Source organism: Sphingomonas sp. ACRSK, assembly GCF_022346685.1.
Taxonomy (GTDB): Bacteria; Pseudomonadota; Alphaproteobacteria; order Sphingomonadales; family Sphingomonadaceae; genus Sphingomonas; species Sphingomonas molluscorum.
Map to the genome: position 1 here is coordinate 1 of NZ_JAKRNR010000002.1, position 15398 is coordinate 15398.

Here is a 15398-nt window from a genome sequence, read left to right on the forward strand (position 1 = left end):
CCCCCCCCCGCCCCCCCCCCCCCCCCCCCCCCCCGCCCCCCCCCCCCCCCCCCCAACCCGGTCGAGGTCGCGGGCGTCGACGACAAGGAAGGCACCGAGATCCGCTACAAGGTGGCGGTCAACGGCCTGGACGACATCGACACGCTCGATCGCTTCGACGCGCTCTCCTCGCTCAAGAAGGACGGTACCAAGGCGGCGAACGCGGCGATGATCACCGCGCGTGCCAAGGAGGACGAGCAGCTCGCCGTCCGTATCCTTCATGCCGAGGGCTATTACGACGGCACCGCCGTATCCACGGTCGAGCAGCAAGAGGGCGGCACCGTCCAGGTGACGATCAACGCGACGCCCGGGCCACAGTACAAGCTCGCCTCGATCAAGGTGGACGCGGCGCCCACGACGCCGCCGAACCTCGTCGACAAGGAACTGCCGCTCAAGGTCGGCGAGCCGATCATCGCGGAACGGGTGCAGGCAGCGGAGGCCAACGTCAGCCTGAAGCTGCCGCAGCAGGGCTATCCCTTCGTCAAGGTGGGCGAGCGCGACATCCTGCTCGACGAGCAGACGGTGACCGGGGACTATACGCTGCCTGTGGACACCGGCCCGCGCTCCTCGTTCGGCGGCTACACGACGGACGGCAAGCTCGCCTTCGACGCCGAGCATGTCGGCGTGCTGGCGCGCTTCGAGCGGGGGGAACTCTACGATACGCGCAAGGTCGACGACCTGCGCGACGCGCTGGTGGGCACGGGGCTTTTCTCCAGCGTCTCGGTGGAGCCGAAGCGTACCGGGCAGCTTGCGCCGGACGGAACCGAATACGTCGACCTGGCCGTGCACCAGACGGCCGGACCGGCCCGGACGCTGGCGGCCGAGGCGGGCTATGGCACCGGCCAAGGTGTGCGCGTCGAGGGCTCCTGGACGCACCGCAACCTCTTCCCGCCCGAAGGCGCGCTGATCATCGCCGGCGTCGCCGGTACCCAGGAGCAGGGCCTGAGCGCGACCTTCCGTCGCCAGAACGCGGGCAAGCGCGATCGTACCGTCAGCCTGACCGCAGCCGCCAACCACTCCAACTACGAGGCCTATGAGGCGTTCACCGGCACCCTTGCCGGCAAGATCTCCTATGATTCCACGCCGATCTGGCAGAAGCGCTTCACCTATTCCTATGGCTTCGAGCTGACCGGCACGAACGAGGACGTCTGGAGCTTCGAGAAGAACAAGCGCGACCGCGGCACTTATTTCGTCGCGGCGCTGCCGTTGTTCGGCGGGTTCGACACCTCCGACAACCTGCTCAACCCGACCAAGGGCTTCCGCCTGAAGCTGAACGCGAGCCCCGAGACGTCGGTGCGCGGCGACGTCAGGCCCTATGGCCGCTTCATGGTCGAGGGCACGGCCTATTATCCCGTCACGTCCAGCATCGTGCTGGCCGGCCGGGCACGCGCCGGCAGCATCTTCGGCATCGATCGCGACGATCTCGCGCCCTCGCGGCGCTATTATGCGGGCGGCGGCGGTTCGGTCCGCGGCTTCGGCTACCAGGAACTGGGGCCGCGCGCGCCGGACGGCGATCCGATCGGCGGCCGCAGCCTCAACGAGTTCGCGATCGAGGCGCGCTACCGCTTCGGCAACTTCGGGATCGTGCCCTTCCTGGATGCAGGGCAAGTCTATGAAGGAACGATGCCCGACGCTTCCGACCTGCGCTTCGGCGCCGGTATCGGCGGCCGCTTCTACACCAACTTTGGCCCGCTCCGCGTGGACGTCGCAACGCCGCTGAAGCGGCGCGAAGGCGAGTCCAAGGTGGCCCTCTACATCTCGATCGGGCAGGCGTTCTGATGGCCGAGGAAGTGATCCGCGAACCCGGCGCCGGCGAAGAGCGCGTCGTCGTGGTCGATCGTCGGCCGCTGTGGCAGCGCATCGCCAAATGGGTCGCCATCGTCCTGGCAGGTCTGGTGCTGCTGCTGGTCGTGCTGGTGATCGGCCTGAACACCCGCTCTGGCCAGGGTATCCTGGTCCGCCAGATCAACAATTTCTCGACCGCCTCCGGCCTGAAGGTCCATGTCGGCCGGATCGAGGGGTCGCTCTACGGCGCGATGGTGATCCACGACCTGCAGCTGCGCGACACCAAGGGCGTCTTTGCCTCGTCACCGCAGGTCGCGATCGACTGGCGCCCGTTCGCCTTCATCCGCAGCCATGTCGACGTGCGCTCGCTGACCAGCCCGCTGATCCGCTACGATCGCAATCCCGTGCTGCTCGCCACCCCGCCGAGCGAGGACCAGGGCCCGCTGCTCCCGGACTATGACATCGACGTCAACAAGCTGTCGGTCGGCCGCCTGGAGATCGGGCCGGCGGTCGCGGGCCAGCGCTATGTCGCAAAGATCGACGGCCAGGCGCACATCGCGGACCGACGCGCGCAGATCCAGGCGAACGCCGGCACCATCGCAGGCGGCGGGCTTGCCGGCGGTGACCGGCTGGTGCTGCGCCTTGATGCGGTACCCGAAGACAACAAGCTCGACGTCGACTTGCGCGTGACGGCCCCCAGCAACGGCCTGGTCGCAGGTCTCGCCGGGCTGAAGGCGCCGCTGGTGCTGAACGTCGACGGCCGTGGCGCGTGGAGCGACTGGCGCGGTCGCGCCGCCGGCACGCTCGGCGGGCAGCCGCTCGTCGATCTCAACGTCCTCGGCCGCTCGGGCAACTTCCAGGTCCGCGGCTTCGCGCGTCCGGGGCTTTACCTCGAGGGACCGGTCGAACGTCTGACCGCGCCGCGCCTGCAGATCGCGCTCGACACCGCACTCGACGAGCGCGTCGTGGATGCCAAGCTCCGCCTGCGTTCGGACGCGCTTTCGGTCGCGACCGACGGCAAGGTCGATCTCGGCCAGAGCCGCTTCGGCGACTTCCGGGTCGAGGCGATGCTGCTCACCCCCGGCTCGATCGCGCCCAACCTCAACGGTCGCTCGGTGCGCGCCGCCGTCGTCCTCGACGGCCCGTTCCGCACGCCGACCGTCGACTACAAGGTCCAGGCCGCCGCCATCGGCTTCGGTGAAACCGTCGTCCAGCAGCTCTATGCCGAGGGCAAGGCGACCATCGACAGCGAACGCATCCTGATCCCGATCAACGCCAAGGCACGGCGCATCTCCGGCCTCAACGCCGCGGTCGGTGGACTGGTGACGAACGTCGCGATCAACGGTGATCTGGCGATCAGCAACGGCGACCAGGTGCTCTCCGACAACCTGCGCCTGCGCTCCGACCGGATCGACGCGACCGCGATCATCGCCGCGAACCTCTCGACCGGCCGCTACACGGGCGCGTTGAAGGGGCGGATCAACAATTACGAGATCGCCAGCATCGGCATCATCAACCTGCAGACCGATGCCGATCTCTACACCGCGGCCAACGGCGGCTACGGCATCCGCGGCCGCGTGGTCGCGCAGACCAAGCAGCTGTTCAACGAGGGCATCCGCAACTTCCTGGGCGGCAATGCGACCACCTCGGCGAACATCGCCTACAGCCCGGAAGGCATCATCAGCTTCTCGAACCTGAAGCTTAGCGCGCCCCAGTTTCGCATCCTGCGCGGCTCGGGCCGGTACGACCCCGCTGGGCCCCTGCTGGTGAACGCAGACGCCTATTCGACGCAATATGGCCCGCTCACCGCGCGCGTGTCCGGTTCCATGGCGGCACCGGTGGTGTCGCTACGGGCGCCCCGGCCTGGCGTGGGCATCGGTCTGGTCGACCTCAAGGCGGATGTGCGCGGGCAGGGGGATCGCTATGCGATCGTCGCGTCCGGTGGCACCAACTATGGCCCGTTCAACGCGAACGTCCTGCTGAGCACGGCGCCGCGCCTGACGGCCGACATCCGCTCGGCGCGTTTTGCCGGAGTCGACATCAATGGCCGCGTGCAGGCGACCAATGCCGGGCCGTTCGCCGGCCGCCTGAACTTCTCGGGCTCGGGCATCAACGGCTTCGCCAACCTTGGCGCCGTCGGCAAGTACCAGCGCGCCGACGTGAACGCGCGCGCCTACAACGCCCGCATCCCCGGCCAGGATGGGATCACCATCGGCCAGGCGATCGTCACCGCCTCGGCGGTGCTCTACGACCAGCCGCAGATCGTGGCGGACGCGCAGCTCGGCAACTTCCGCAGCGGCGAGATGGTCGTGACGCGGGCGCGTGCCAAGGTGAACTACCGTGGCGGCAACGGCACCGCGCAGCTGCTGGCAGAGGGTTCCTCGGGCGTGCCGTTCCGCGTGGCCGCCAACGCCCGACTGAGCCCGAACGAGTATCTCGTGGCGCTGCAGGGAGTAGGCAACAACGTCAACTTCCGCACCGCCAACCCTGCGCGCATCGTGCCGGGCTCGGGCGGCTATCGCCTCTACCCGACGCGCATCAACTTCGATCGCGGATCGATGCGGATCGCGGGCTCCTACGGCGCCGGCATGACGCTCCAGTCGCGGCTCGACAGCCTCGACGTGAGCCTGCTCAACGCGTTCGTGCCGGGCCTGGGCCTCGGCGGCACGGCCACCGGCAGCCTGGACTTCGCACAGCCGAGCGGCGCGAGCTTCCCGCAGGCGGATGCCCGGCTGACCGTGCGCAACTTCACCCGCTCCAGCCTGGCGGCGGTCTCCGATCCGGTCGACGTCGTCTTCGCGGGCGACTTGCGGCCGGAGGGCGGCAGCGGCCGCGCGCTGATTCGCCGCGGCACCACCACCGTGGGGCGCATGGTCGCGAACCTGCGTCCCCTGGCGCCGGGTGCCGGATCATGGACGACCCGCCTGATGGCGGCGCCCCTGTCGGGCGGCATCCGCTACAACGGCCCGGCAGGCGTGCTCTTCTCCTTTGCAGGCCTGACCGACCAGCAGCTGTCGGGGCCGATCGGCATCGCCGCCGACTTCAGCGGGCGCGTGCAGGCGCCGCGGCTGACCGGCGTCGTGCGCGCCAACAACCTCACCTACGAGAATGAGGCGCTCGGAACACGGCTGACCCGGACGCAGATCGACGGCCGGTTCAACAACGACCGCTTCGAGCTGGTGACGCTCAACGCGCGGGCCGGCGAGGGCAGCCTTTCGGCCAAGGGCAGCGTCGGCCTCGCCGCGGACATCGGCTTCCCGATCGACGTGCAGGCGACGCTCGACAATGCCCAGCTGGCGCGCAGCGATGCGCTCGGCGCGTCGGCGAGCGGCCAGATCCGCGTGCTCAACAATGCGCAGGGCGGCTCGATCACGGGCCAGCTCAACATCCCCGAGGCGCGCTACCAGATCGCGTTCCAGGGCGCGTCGGAGGTTCCCGAGCTCACCGGAATTCGCCGCAAGAGCGAGATCCGCGCGGCCGCGGCCAACCCGCAGCCGGCGCCTCGCGCGGCACCGGTGGGCCTGTTCAAGCTCGACCTGCGGGTGCGCGCGGAGAACCAGCTCTACGTGTCGGGCATGGGCCTGGAGTCCGAGTGGAAAGCGGACCTGCGGATCGGCGGCACCTCGGCGGCGCCTCGCATCGCCGGCGGCCTGGACCTGATCCGCGGCACCTATTCTTTCGCCGGCAAGGAGTTCGACGTCGACCGGGGCAAGATCAGCTTCGAAGGCGACGACTTCACCAACCCGGTGATCGACATCGAGGCGAACACCACCGTCGAGGACGTCACGGCCACCATCCTGGTCGCCGGTACGGCGCAGGCGCCGCGCATCTCCTTCACCTCCACCCCCGCGCTCGCGCAGGACGAGGTACTGGCACGGCTGCTGTTCGGCCGCTCTGTGACCGACCTGTCGGCGACCGAGGCGATCCAGCTGGCGGCGGCGCTCAACTCGCTGCGCGGGTCCGGCGGCGGCGGGCTCAACCCGCTCGGCAAGCTGCGCTCGGCGACCGGCATCGACCGGCTGCGCATCCTGGGGAGCGACGAGGCGACGGGCCGCGGCACCGCGCTGGCTGCCGGCCAGTACCTGACCGACGACATCTATATCGAGATCATCACCGACGCGCGGGGCTTCACCGCCACCCAGCTCGAGGTGGCGTTGACCAAGGCGCTGAGCGTGCTCTCGCAGACCGGGTCGTTCGGTGGATCGAACGTCAGCGTACGCTACTCGAAGAACTACTGACGGAAGGCCGGCGCGCTTCGGCGCGCCGGCTGTCCAGCCTGCCAACACTGCGCGCCTGGCCTGCCTACGCAGGCGTGCGGTTCGAAAGCTGGGGTGACTTTAGCCCAGCGCGGCGAGTGCCGCTTCGGCAGCAACTTCGCCGCTGGCGAGGGCGCCGTGCGCGGTGGAGAAGTCGCTCGCCGAACAGGCTTCGCCCGCGAAGAACAGCCGGTCGTCTGGACCCGCGAGAACGGCGCGGGCATTGGCATGGCCGGGGAGGGCATGGCTGTACGACCCGCCGAAGCCGTCCGCTTGCCCCCAGGCAGAGGCGGCGATCAGCCGCAGCCCGCGTGCGAAGTCCGCGCCGAGCAGCGCCCCAAGTTCTTCCCGTGCGAACGCCGCGGTGGCGTCCGCGCCGGCCCTCTCCAGCGCCGCAGCGCCGCTGCCGCCGAAGAAGCACTCCACCACGGGCCGCCCGAACGGGCGCAGGTAATAGCTGCCGGTATGGATCGCGCGCGGGTTACCGAGCAGGTGGCTGTCCGGCGGCACCGCCTTCGGCTCCTCCAATCGTAGGAAGACTTTGTTGGCGAGCCCCAGCGGCAACTGCGCAGCGGCATGGCAGCGGGCGTCGTAGCGGGCCGGAAGCGCGATTCCTCCGCGGGCGAGCACCGGCGTCGCGACGGTCACGATGGCCGTCCGCGCGCGCACAGCGCCGCGCGGGCTCTCCAGCACCAGATGACCGCCCTCGTCGCGGATGCGCCGCACGGGGGTGCCGAGCGCCACCGCCACCCGCGGCAGCTGCGACGCCACCAGCGTGCCGTAGCCGTCGGGCACGCGCCAATTCTCGTCGGTCGCGGCATCGTCATAGGCAAGGTAGTCCGCCACCGAGAGGTCGGCGAGCCCGGTTCCGTTGATGTAGCCGCTCAACGCCTCGACATAGGCGTTCCACTCGCCCTCGGGCGGCAGCGCATCGGCGGCACGATCGCTCGGCGGCGGGTTGCTGCGCAGCCTCGCATCCCAGACTTCGAACGCCCGGTTCGCCGCCTTGCGCTGCTCGGGCGGGAAGCCCAGGTCGCGCAGCTGCTTGCCCCAGGCGGACTCGCTGCGATCGATCGCGAAACCCGCATCCTCGGCGATCTTCACCCAGGGGTTGCGGTCCGCGGAGTGGAGCCAGCCGCAGCCCATGTCGAGCGGCATGCCCCGGACGCCCAGCGTCCACGCGCGCCCGCCGATGCGGTCGCTCGCCTCCAGCACCAACACATTCAGGCCGCGCCCGTGCAGGCGGCGCGCCGCGCCGATGCCGGCAGCACCGGCGCCGATGATGGCAACGTCGACGTCGGTCATTGCGCGCGCGGGTGCGGCTCCGCGGTGGAGGACTGGGTGCGTGCCTCGGCTTCCGGATGGCCCGGCATCGTCGCCGTGTCGGCCGCTCCCGCTTGCGGCGTGGCAGCCTGCGCCGGCCGCCCCCGTTGCGAGTCCGTCTCCGCCGCGGCGGTGCCGCCCAGGCCGCCGCCGCCCGGGCTCTCGTCCAATCGTGCGTCGGTCAGCACGGCGGCCGCAGTCGCGTCGTCGCGCGCGTCGCTCTGGGGTGTCTCGGGGGCGTTGCTCGGCTGGTTGGTGGCCACGGGCGATCTCCTTGCGTCCCCTCAACGCGCGAGTGGCCGAGGCTTTCCCGGTCAGACCGCCTTGCTGAATCGCTGCGCATCGGGCTGGCGATAGCGGTCGAACGCGGCCGCCGCGAGCCGCGCATAGGGTCGGCCGTCCGGCAGGACGGTCACACGAGTGCCGTCGATCCGCACGAGACCTTCCTCGGCCAGGTCGGCGAGCCCAGGCAGCGCGTCCGGGGCCGGGGTCGCGTCGACGCTTCCGTCGCACAGCAGGCGTTCGATCAGGCCCGAGCGCAGCCGGTCGTCGGCCGATCGCGCGACACCGCGCACCGCCGCCAGGCCGCCGTTCGCGACGCGCATGCGGTAGCGGCCGACGTGCTTCTCGTTCTGCACCAGCAGCCCGTCGTACTGGCTGATCGAGGAGGCTCCCAATCCGATGATCGCCTCGCCCGGCTCGTCCGTGAAGCCCTGGAAGTTGCGGCGCAGCGTCCCCCTGGCGGCCGCCCGCGCGAGGCTGTCCTGTGGTCGTGAGAAATGGTCGAAGCCGATCGCCGCATATCCCGCCGCGACCAGGATGTCATAGGCGAGCGCGCTCTGGGCGAAGCGCTGCGCGGCATCCGGCAGCGCCTCGTCCGGGATCATCCGCTGGCGCGGCAGCAGTCGCGGCATGTGCGCATAGCCGAACATCGCGATGCGATCGGGCGCAAGATCGAGCGCGGCGGCGAGCGTCTCGGCCAGGTCCTCGGAGGTCTGGTGCGGCAGGCCGTACATCAGGTCCAGGTTCACCGCGGCGATCCCGGCGGCGCGCAGGTCGAGCACCGCCTGGCGCACCATCTCGTACGGCTGCATGCGGTTGATCGCGCGCTGCACATGCGGCGCGAAGCACTGCGCACCCAGGCTCACCCGGGTCACGCCGGCGCGCGCGAGGGCCTCTGCGTAGGTCGCGTCCAGCGTCCGGGGATCGAGCTCCGCCGCGATCTCCAACCGATCCGCGCAGGCAAAGCTCCGGCGCAGCAGCTCGGTCAGCCGCACGAAGTCTTCCGGAGGCAGCGCATTGGGGCTGCCGCCGCCGAAATGGATCGCGACGACCCGGCCGCGCATCCGGGCTGCTACCGCGCCGATTTCCTGCTCCAGCGCCACCAGATAGGCATCGAGGCGGGAGGCGCGGCCGATCGCCCCAGTGTTGCACCCGCAATACCAGCAGATCTCGTGGCAATAGGGGATGTGGACGTAGAGCGATACCGGGGTCTCTGTCGCGATGGCCGCAAGCGCCTCCGCCTGTTCGGCCGGGCCGACGCCGGTGTGGAATTCCGCAGCGGTGGGATAGCTGGTGTAGCGGGGCACGGAGCGGCGCGCGAGATCGGGCAGGTAGCGGTGCATGTCGCCCCTTTCTGCTCCCGCGCGCGCGGGCACGTTGACGCGCGTCAAACTTGGGCGCGGGCGTTTGATGCGGGTCAACGCCGCTCCTGGCGTTCGACCGCACAAGGCGGGCTGGAGGCCTGAATGACTGACATCCAGCACCTGTTCAAACCCAGGCGTCCGGCCACCCGCCGCTGGCACGTCATCGACGAAATCGACCTCGTGCCGCTGCTTTCCGACCATATGCGCAGCGAACAGCTCTGCAGCCGGCTCGAGAAATGTGCGGACGCGCTGCCGGAACTGCCCGACGCGGAAGAGATCGAGTCGCTCTGCGACGCGCTCGATGCGCAGGCCGTGGAGCAGGCGAGCCGCGAAGATGCGCTGCTGGACGCCCTGTTCGGGGCGGAAGCGGAGCCGCTGGCAGACACGCTGCTGGCGTACGTCCGCGCCCAGCACGTCACCTTTGCGGTGCAGGCGCAGGACATCCTCGCGGTGCTCCGGCCGCATGCCGTCGATCGCGGGCCTTGCGCGGCGACCCTGGGCTACATGCTGCGCTGCTTCTTCGACGGCTGCCGTGCCGCCATGGCGTTCGAGGAGCTGGCGATCCGCACGCTGGCGGAAGCCAGGCTCACGCCGGCCGCCCGCCTGCTGCTCGACAACCGGCTCCAGGCGCGCTGCCGCGTCGCCTGAGCGCCGGGCTCAGGCCGGTTCCGCCCGTTCCTCCAGCGCCGACCGGTCACGCAGCGTCACCGCGCGGCCGCCGGGCAGCCCGATCACGCCGGATGCCTTGAGCTTGGTCATCTGCCGGCTCACCGTCTCGATGGTGAGGCCCAGCACGTCGGCGATCTGTCCTCGGGTCAGCGGCAGGTCGAAGGTGATCGGCCCTTCGGCACTCGCGCGGCAGGCGCTGCTGCCGGCGCGGTCCGCCATGTCGAGCAGGAACCCGGCGATCTTTTCTTCCGCGGACTTGCGACCCAGCATCAGCATGCGGCCGCGCGCCTCGTCGAGGGCGGCGAAGGTACGCTGGAGCAGCAGCCGCTCCATGCGGACATGGTCCTCCAGCACCTGCTCGAACTGCTTGCGCGGAAAGACGCACAGTTCGGCATCGGTGAGCGCGGTGACGGTGAAGTCGGCTGCGTCCGCATAGGGGCGGCCGATGAAGTCGGCGGGATAGTGCAGGCCGACGATCTGCTCGCGCCCGTCGGCAGTGGAGGCGCTGAGCTTGAGCACGCCCGACAAGAGGTTGGCGCAGATGATGCTCTCATCCCCTGCCCAGATCACCGTCTCGCCCTTGGAGAGTCGCTGGCGCCGGCCGAGCGCGTTCAGCGCTTCCAGTTCATGGTCGGTAAGGCTGCCGCACAAAGCTAGGTCCCGCACCGAACAGTCGGCGCAAATCTCAATCGCTGCCATGCAGGGCCTATACGTAACATGGATTGCTTTGTCGCGCGAAACGCGCCGGCGTGCGCGTTGATGCGGGTCAAGGCGCGGGCGAGCCGCACGGGGGCATAGGGGAAGCGTCGCCGGGCAGCGGCAGGTCGCCCGCCGCCCGATGATCCTCCCGCCTTCGACGGGCTGCCGGAGCCTTCCGACAGCCCGCCGCTTTTCGCTCAGATTCCGTGGCGGATCTCGACGCCCGGAATGCCGGGCACGTCCACCTCGAACGCGAACAGGTCGCCTGCATGCGGCTGCTCGGCGCGTTCCGCTGCCGACAGGTGCTTGGAGGCGGTGGTGGCATAGAGCGTCTTGCGCTCCGGCCCGCCGAACGCGACCTTGGTGATGGCGCTGACGGGGAAGCGGATCTGCTCCAGCAGCTCGCCCTTCGGCGAATAGCGGCGCACCCCCCAGCCGTTGTAGAGCCCGACCCAGATGCAACCTTCGGCATCGACGGTGGGGCCGTCCGGATGCCCTTCCGAATTGGGGATCTGGGCGAACAGCCGCGCGTCGCTGAGCGTCCCGTCCTCGTCCACGCTGCACGCGTAGATCAGGCCCTTGCCGGTATCGACGTGATAGATGGTGCGACCGTCGGGGCTGAACGCCGGGCCGTTGGTGATCGCGCACGACGGCGTGGAGGCGACGCAGCGCCCGTCCGCGCCCAGGCGATAGATGGTGCCGCTTTCCGCGGTCTCGCCGTCGTCCATGGTGCCGAACCAGAGGCGACCGTGCGGATCGACGGTGCCGTCGTTGAGCCGGTTGCCCGGATGCTGCGGCTCCGGATCCACCAGCGGCACGAACGCCCCCGTGGTCGGATCGAAGCGGGCAAGCCCGCTCTGGAGGCCCGCGATCAGTCCTCCGTCCGCAGAGGGCAGCACGAAGCCGCATTGGCCCGGCGTCTGCCAGCTTTGGATCGCGTTGGTTTCCGGATTGAGGCGATAGATGCGGTAGCTCTTGATGTCGACGAACCAGAGCGCGGCGTCGCGCTCCACCCACACCGGACCTTCGCCCAGCGGGGCGCCGAGCTGGACGATGCTGACGGGCTCGCTGCGCTGGACCGCCACCACAGCGCCTCCACGCGGCGTGCGCCAAGCGGCGCGAGGAGGAAAGGATAGGCAAAAGACGTGGAGATCACCGGGTGAAGGCCTCTTTGTCGCGGGGAGGGGGCGTGCGGCCGCAGCAGTGCGGCGGGTCTGCAGCATCCTCTCCTGCCGCCGGTTATGTGGGTCCCCGGCAGCATCCGTGGCTCCCCACAGGCTGTCAAGCGCGGGATCCCCAGCTCGGAAAGGAGGTAGTGCGTCCGGGACCGCGGCTCATCGCATCGTTAACTCCTGAGTTACCTTGACCTGCGAAGCCGGCAAGGGTTCAGGGAAATGGAAGCGTATCATGTACAAAGCCCATAAGCTGCAGCTGCTCGTCGCCGTTGGCGCGCTCGCCATCGCCGGCTGCGCCCGCAAGCCGGAGCCGGCTCCGCCGCCACCTGCGCCCGCTCCCACGCCGACACCTGCGCCGATGCCCGTGCCGCCCGCCGGCAGCGCCGCGGGGCTGAGCACGCCGACGGCCCTGCCGGACGGCGGCTATCCGACCCCCAATCGCGCGCTTTCGACGGCCGGAAAGGTGTGGCACCTGCGCAGCGCGCTCAACGTCGCCGCGCTCCAGTGCAATGTCTCGGACCCGACGATCGTCGCCCACTATAATGCGCTGATCAAGACGCAGACGAAGAGCTTCGCTGCCGCGCACAAGACGCTGTCCGCCGAATATCGCGCCGCCGGCGGCGACTGGCAGGACCGCTTCGACGATTCCATGACGCGCCTCTACAACTTCTTCGCGCAGCCGCCGGTGCAGAAGGAATTCTGCGCCCGCGCCGTGCCGATGATCGCGACCGCCGCCGCCCTTCCGGCCGGCGCGTTCGAGAGCTTCGCCGCAGGCGCGTTGGAGCAACTCGACCAGCCATTCGTGGACTTCTACCGCCGCTACGATCTGTACCGGGTCGAGCTTGCGGCCTGGAAGTCGGGCCAGCAGTCGCCCGTGCCGCGGCTTGGCGTGGACCCGGTCGTGCTGCTCGGATCCAACGAAGTGACGCTGGCCAAGGGGGTGCGCGTCGCGTCGCGCTGAGCCGCACCCGCCCCTGCGGTTTGCATCGGGCGCCCTCCGGTCGCTAGGGGAGGGGAAGGAGGTGGGCGCAGTGATGTGCCCACGCCTTTCCTTTCGCATTGGAGTGGCTGTTGGAATCAGTAACGATCGTTCTTGTGCTGCTGCTGGCAGTGGTGGTCAGCGGTGCCGTCTCGCGGATGGTGCCTTTCGCGGTGCCGGCGCCGCTGGTCCAGATCGCGCTCGGCGCGGCGATCGGGCTGGCGGGCGATTGGCGGGTCGCACTGGATCCGGAACTGTTCTTCTTCCTGTTCCTGCCACCTCTTCTGTTCCTGGATGGCTGGCGCATCCCCAAGGACGAATTGTTCAAGGATCTGCCGACCGTGGTCGAGCTGGCGCTTGGCCTGGTCGTGATCACGGTGCTGGGCATGGGGCTGTTCATCCACTGGATGATCCCCGCCATGCCGCTCGCGGTCGCCTTCGCGCTCGCAGCCGTCGTGTCGCCGACCGATCCGATCGCAGTCTCCGCCATCGCCGCGCGCGTGCCGATCCCCAAGCGGATGATGCACATCCTGGAGGGGGAGTCGCTGCTCAACGACGCGTCGGGCCTGGTGTGCCTGCGCTTCGCCATCGCCGCAGCGCTCACCGGCACCTTCTCTGCCTCCAGCGCTGCGCTCAACTTCCTCTGGGTGGCGTTCGGCGGGCTCGCGATCGGTGTTGCCGTCACCATGGCCGTGACCTGGGCCAAGTATCGCGTGTCCAGGCGTTTCGGCGAGGAGATCGGCTCGCAGATCCTGGTCAGCCTGCTGATCCCGTTCGGCTCCTACCTGCTGGCGGAGCATTTCCACTGTTCCGGCATCCTGGCGGCCGTCGCTGCCGGCGTGACAATGAGCTTTGCCGAGATCTCGCGACAGGCGCTCCCCGCGACGCGCGTTCGTCGCAATTCCGTTTGGGACACGATCCAGTTCGCCGCCAACGGCATCATCTTCGTCCTCCTGGGCGAGCAGTTGCCGGCCATCCTCCACGGCGCGCGTGAGACGGTCGCGCTGACCGGCCACCAGAATGTCTGGTGGTTGGCCCTGTACGTGCTCGCGATCAACGTCGGGCTCGCCGCATTGCGGTTCGTCTGGGTGTGGATCTCCCTGCGCCTTACGCTGCTGCGCCGGGGCGACGCCAGGCAGAGCCCGGAGTGGCGGCTCGTCGCCGCCATGTCCTTTGCGGGAGTGCGCGGGGCGATCACCCTGGCGGGTGTGCTCACCCTGCCACTGCTCGCCGCGAACGGAACGCCGTTCCCGGCACGGGACCTCGCCATCTTCTTGGCCGCAGGGGTGATCGTCACCTCGCTGGTGGTCGCCAGCATCGGACTTCCGCTGCTGCTGCGGGGCCTGAAGATGCCGGCGGACGCCTCCGTCCAGGCGGAGGAGGATGCCGCGCGCGTCGCCGCTGCGGAGGCTGCGATCCGCGAGATCGAGCGCGTCCAGCACGACCTGGCCGCCGGCCGCAACGACGCCGATCTGTACGCGTCCGCCGGAGCCCGCATCATGGACCTCTACCGCGAGCGCATCGAGGCGCGCAGCCAGGAAGGGGAGGCGGCCGAGGCGGCGCGCCGCGAGGATGGCATCGAACGCGAACTGCGCCTCGCCGGTCTCAAGGCCGAACGCGCCGCCATCTTCCGCAGCGCACGCGAACGCCGCATCGGCAGCGCCACGTCCAGCAAGCTGGTCCGCGAGCTCGACCTGCTGGAGGCGCGCTACCGGAGTTGAGCGCCGGCGGCGTCCCGTGCCTGGCACCGCGCCAGCATCGCGACGCCGCTAAGCCTCGCGGTTCGCATCATGAAGGGGATCATCCTGCCTCCGTCGTTCCGCTCGGAAGCATGGACGTGAGATGTCAGGGGTGCTCTGACGTCGTGCAGCCTTGCGCTGCAGAAGATGGAGGCCCGACCGGGAATCGAACCCGGGTGCAAGGATTTGCAGTCCTCTGCGTCACCACTCCGCCATCGGGCCTCGACGTCGGGAGGCGGGCACTTGCTCGGTTTTCGCCCCGCGGTCAACCAGGTTTCCGCCCTCGCTCCACTGTGGGCCAGAAAATGGCGGCGGTCGCTTGGCGGCATCGCGCGTGCGAAGTACATAGCAGCGTTCTCAACTAGTGTATTGCACGAATAATACAGACGTGCGACAGGAGCATCATGGACGGTTCGGCAGATACCCTTCGGTTCGAGGAAATGCGCGCGGCGATGGTGGCGAGCCAGCTTCGCACCAGCGCTGTCGACGACTCGCGGGTGGTCAAGGTGATGGGCGAGGTGCCGCGGGAGCGTTTCGTACCCGCCGCCGCACGTCCGATCGCCTATTATGATCGCGACATCGCGCTGGGCAACGGCCGCGCCATGAACGCGCCGCTCGCCTCGGCGCGCCTCGTCAACGAGGCGGAGATCGCCTCGACGGACCGGGTGCTGCTGATCGGTGCGGCGACCGGCTATGTCGCAGCGGTGCTCGCGGAGCTCGCCGGCTCGGTGGTCGCGCTGGAGGAAGATGTGACGCTCGCCGCGCAGGCGCGCGAGGCACTTGCCGGCATGGCCAACGTCACGGTGGTCGAAGGGCCGCTGGTCGAGGGCTGGGCGCAGGGCGCGCCCTATGACGCGATCGTGATCGACGGCGCCGTCGAGTTCGTGCCGGACGCGATCGTGCACCAGGCCAAGATCGACGGCCGCGTGACGACGGGCGTGATCGACCGGGGCATCAGCCGGCTCGCCGCCGGGCGCCGTAGCGAAGGCGGCTTCGGCTTGGTCGACTTTGCGGATGTGGACTGTGTTGTGCTGCCGGGGTTCTCCAAACCGCCCACCTTCCAGTTCTAAAGCCGCGCAAAACCATGG

The 15398-nt window shown here is 69.5% G+C and carries 11 protein-coding genes and 1 tRNA gene; 6 read left to right on the top strand and 6 right to left on the bottom strand.

Annotation, left to right across the window (positions count from 1 at the left end):
* Positions 1-1818 (top strand): autotransporter assembly complex protein TamA (locus tag MHZ35_RS01270; protein WP_274615570.1); only part of this gene is annotated, 1818 nt, incomplete at its 5' end.
* Positions 1818-6062 carry a translocation/assembly module TamB domain-containing protein gene (locus MHZ35_RS01275; RefSeq protein ID WP_239434028.1) on the top strand — a complete coding sequence of 1415 codons (4245 nt, stop codon included), beginning with the start codon at positions 1818-1820 and terminating at the stop codon, positions 6060-6062. The genes MHZ35_RS01270 and MHZ35_RS01275, both read left to right, overlap by 1 nt.
* A 99-nt stretch (positions 6063-6161) precedes the next feature.
* On the opposite strand, the gene MHZ35_RS01280 is transcribed toward MHZ35_RS01275, so the two are convergent.
* From MHZ35_RS01280 to hemN, 3 genes are read right to left on the bottom strand one after another with little or no spacing between them, the layout of a single operon-like run.
* On the bottom strand, positions 6162-7385 hold the full coding sequence (locus MHZ35_RS01280; RefSeq protein ID WP_239434029.1) for a flavin monoamine oxidase family protein: 1224 nt from the start codon (positions 7383-7385) through the stop codon (positions 6162-6164).
* Positions 7382-7666 (bottom strand): hypothetical protein, encoded by a 285-nt coding sequence (locus tag MHZ35_RS01285; protein WP_239434030.1) that lies wholly within the window; start codon positions 7664-7666, stop codon positions 7382-7384. The genes MHZ35_RS01280 and MHZ35_RS01285 overlap by 4 nt, the downstream gene beginning before the upstream one ends.
* 51 nt (positions 7667-7717) lie before the next feature.
* Entirely contained in the window at positions 7718-9028 is a 1311-nt protein-coding gene (gene hemN / locus MHZ35_RS01290; protein ID WP_239434031.1) for an oxygen-independent coproporphyrinogen III oxidase, read from the bottom strand.
* A gap of 123 nt (positions 9029-9151) precedes the next feature.
* Here hemN and MHZ35_RS01295 point away from each other — a divergent pair, with 123 nt between their 5' ends.
* On the top strand, positions 9152-9697 hold the full coding sequence (locus tag MHZ35_RS01295) for a hypothetical protein (RefSeq protein ID WP_239434032.1): 546 nt from the start codon (positions 9152-9154) through the stop codon (positions 9695-9697).
* Positions 9698-9706: 9 nt separating this feature from the next.
* Here the strand turns inward: MHZ35_RS01295 and MHZ35_RS01300 are convergent, their stop codons facing one another.
* Together MHZ35_RS01300 and MHZ35_RS01305 are read right to left on the bottom strand one after the other, a co-directional pair.
* The gene (locus tag MHZ35_RS01300) at positions 9707-10417 is read right to left on the bottom strand and encodes a Crp/Fnr family transcriptional regulator (RefSeq protein WP_132881894.1); all 711 of its coding nucleotides are present in this window, start codon (positions 10415-10417) and stop codon (positions 9707-9709) included.
* Between the two features lie 197 nt (positions 10418-10614).
* Positions 10615-11502 (bottom strand): SMP-30/gluconolactonase/LRE family protein, encoded by an 888-nt coding sequence (locus MHZ35_RS01305; protein ID WP_239434033.1) that lies wholly within the window; start codon positions 11500-11502, stop codon positions 10615-10617.
* A 322-nt stretch (positions 11503-11824) separates the two neighbouring features.
* Here MHZ35_RS01305 and MHZ35_RS01310 point away from each other — a divergent pair, with 322 nt between their 5' ends.
* A complete protein-coding gene (locus MHZ35_RS01310; protein ID WP_239434034.1) occupies positions 11825-12553 on the top strand; it encodes a hypothetical protein in 729 nt (242 codons plus the stop codon).
* 110 nt (positions 12554-12663) lie between these two features.
* Positions 12664-14292, top strand: coding sequence for a Na+/H+ antiporter (locus MHZ35_RS01315; protein WP_239434035.1), 1629 nt, complete (start codon positions 12664-12666; stop codon positions 14290-14292).
* 166 nt (positions 14293-14458) lie between these two features.
* On the opposite strand, the gene MHZ35_RS01320 is transcribed toward MHZ35_RS01315, so the two are convergent.
* Positions 14459-14532 (bottom strand) — tRNA-Cys (locus MHZ35_RS01320).
* 182 nt (positions 14533-14714) lie between these two features.
* Here MHZ35_RS01320 and MHZ35_RS01325 point away from each other — a divergent pair.
* Positions 14715-15380: a protein-L-isoaspartate O-methyltransferase family protein gene (locus tag MHZ35_RS01325; protein WP_239434036.1), complete on the top strand. Its 666-nt coding sequence runs from the start codon at positions 14715-14717 to the stop codon at positions 15378-15380.
* Positions 15381-15398: the final 18 nt, after the last annotated feature.

Excerpts from the sequence above, each read along its gene's own strand:
- MHZ35_RS01280 (WP_239434029.1), bottom strand. The coding sequence starts at position 7,385 with ATGACCGACGTCGACGTTGCCATCATCGGCGCCGGTGCTGCCGGCATC.
- hemN (WP_239434031.1), bottom strand. The coding sequence starts at position 9,028 with ATGCACCGCTACCTGCCCGATCTCGCGCGCCGCTCCGTGCCCCGCTAC.
- MHZ35_RS01275 (WP_239434028.1), top strand. The coding sequence starts at position 1,818 with ATGGCCGAGGAAGTGATCCGCGAACCCGGCGCCGGCGAAGAGCGCGTC.
- MHZ35_RS01325 (WP_239434036.1), top strand. The coding sequence starts at position 14,715 with ATGGACGGTTCGGCAGATACCCTTCGGTTCGAGGAAATGCGCGCGGCG.
- MHZ35_RS01310 (WP_239434034.1), top strand. The coding sequence starts at position 11,825 with ATGTACAAAGCCCATAAGCTGCAGCTGCTCGTCGCCGTTGGCGCGCTC.
- MHZ35_RS01295 (WP_239434032.1), top strand. The coding sequence starts at position 9,152 with ATGACTGACATCCAGCACCTGTTCAAACCCAGGCGTCCGGCCACCCGC.
- MHZ35_RS01300 (WP_132881894.1), bottom strand. The coding sequence starts at position 10,417 with ATGGCAGCGATTGAGATTTGCGCCGACTGTTCGGTGCGGGACCTAGCT.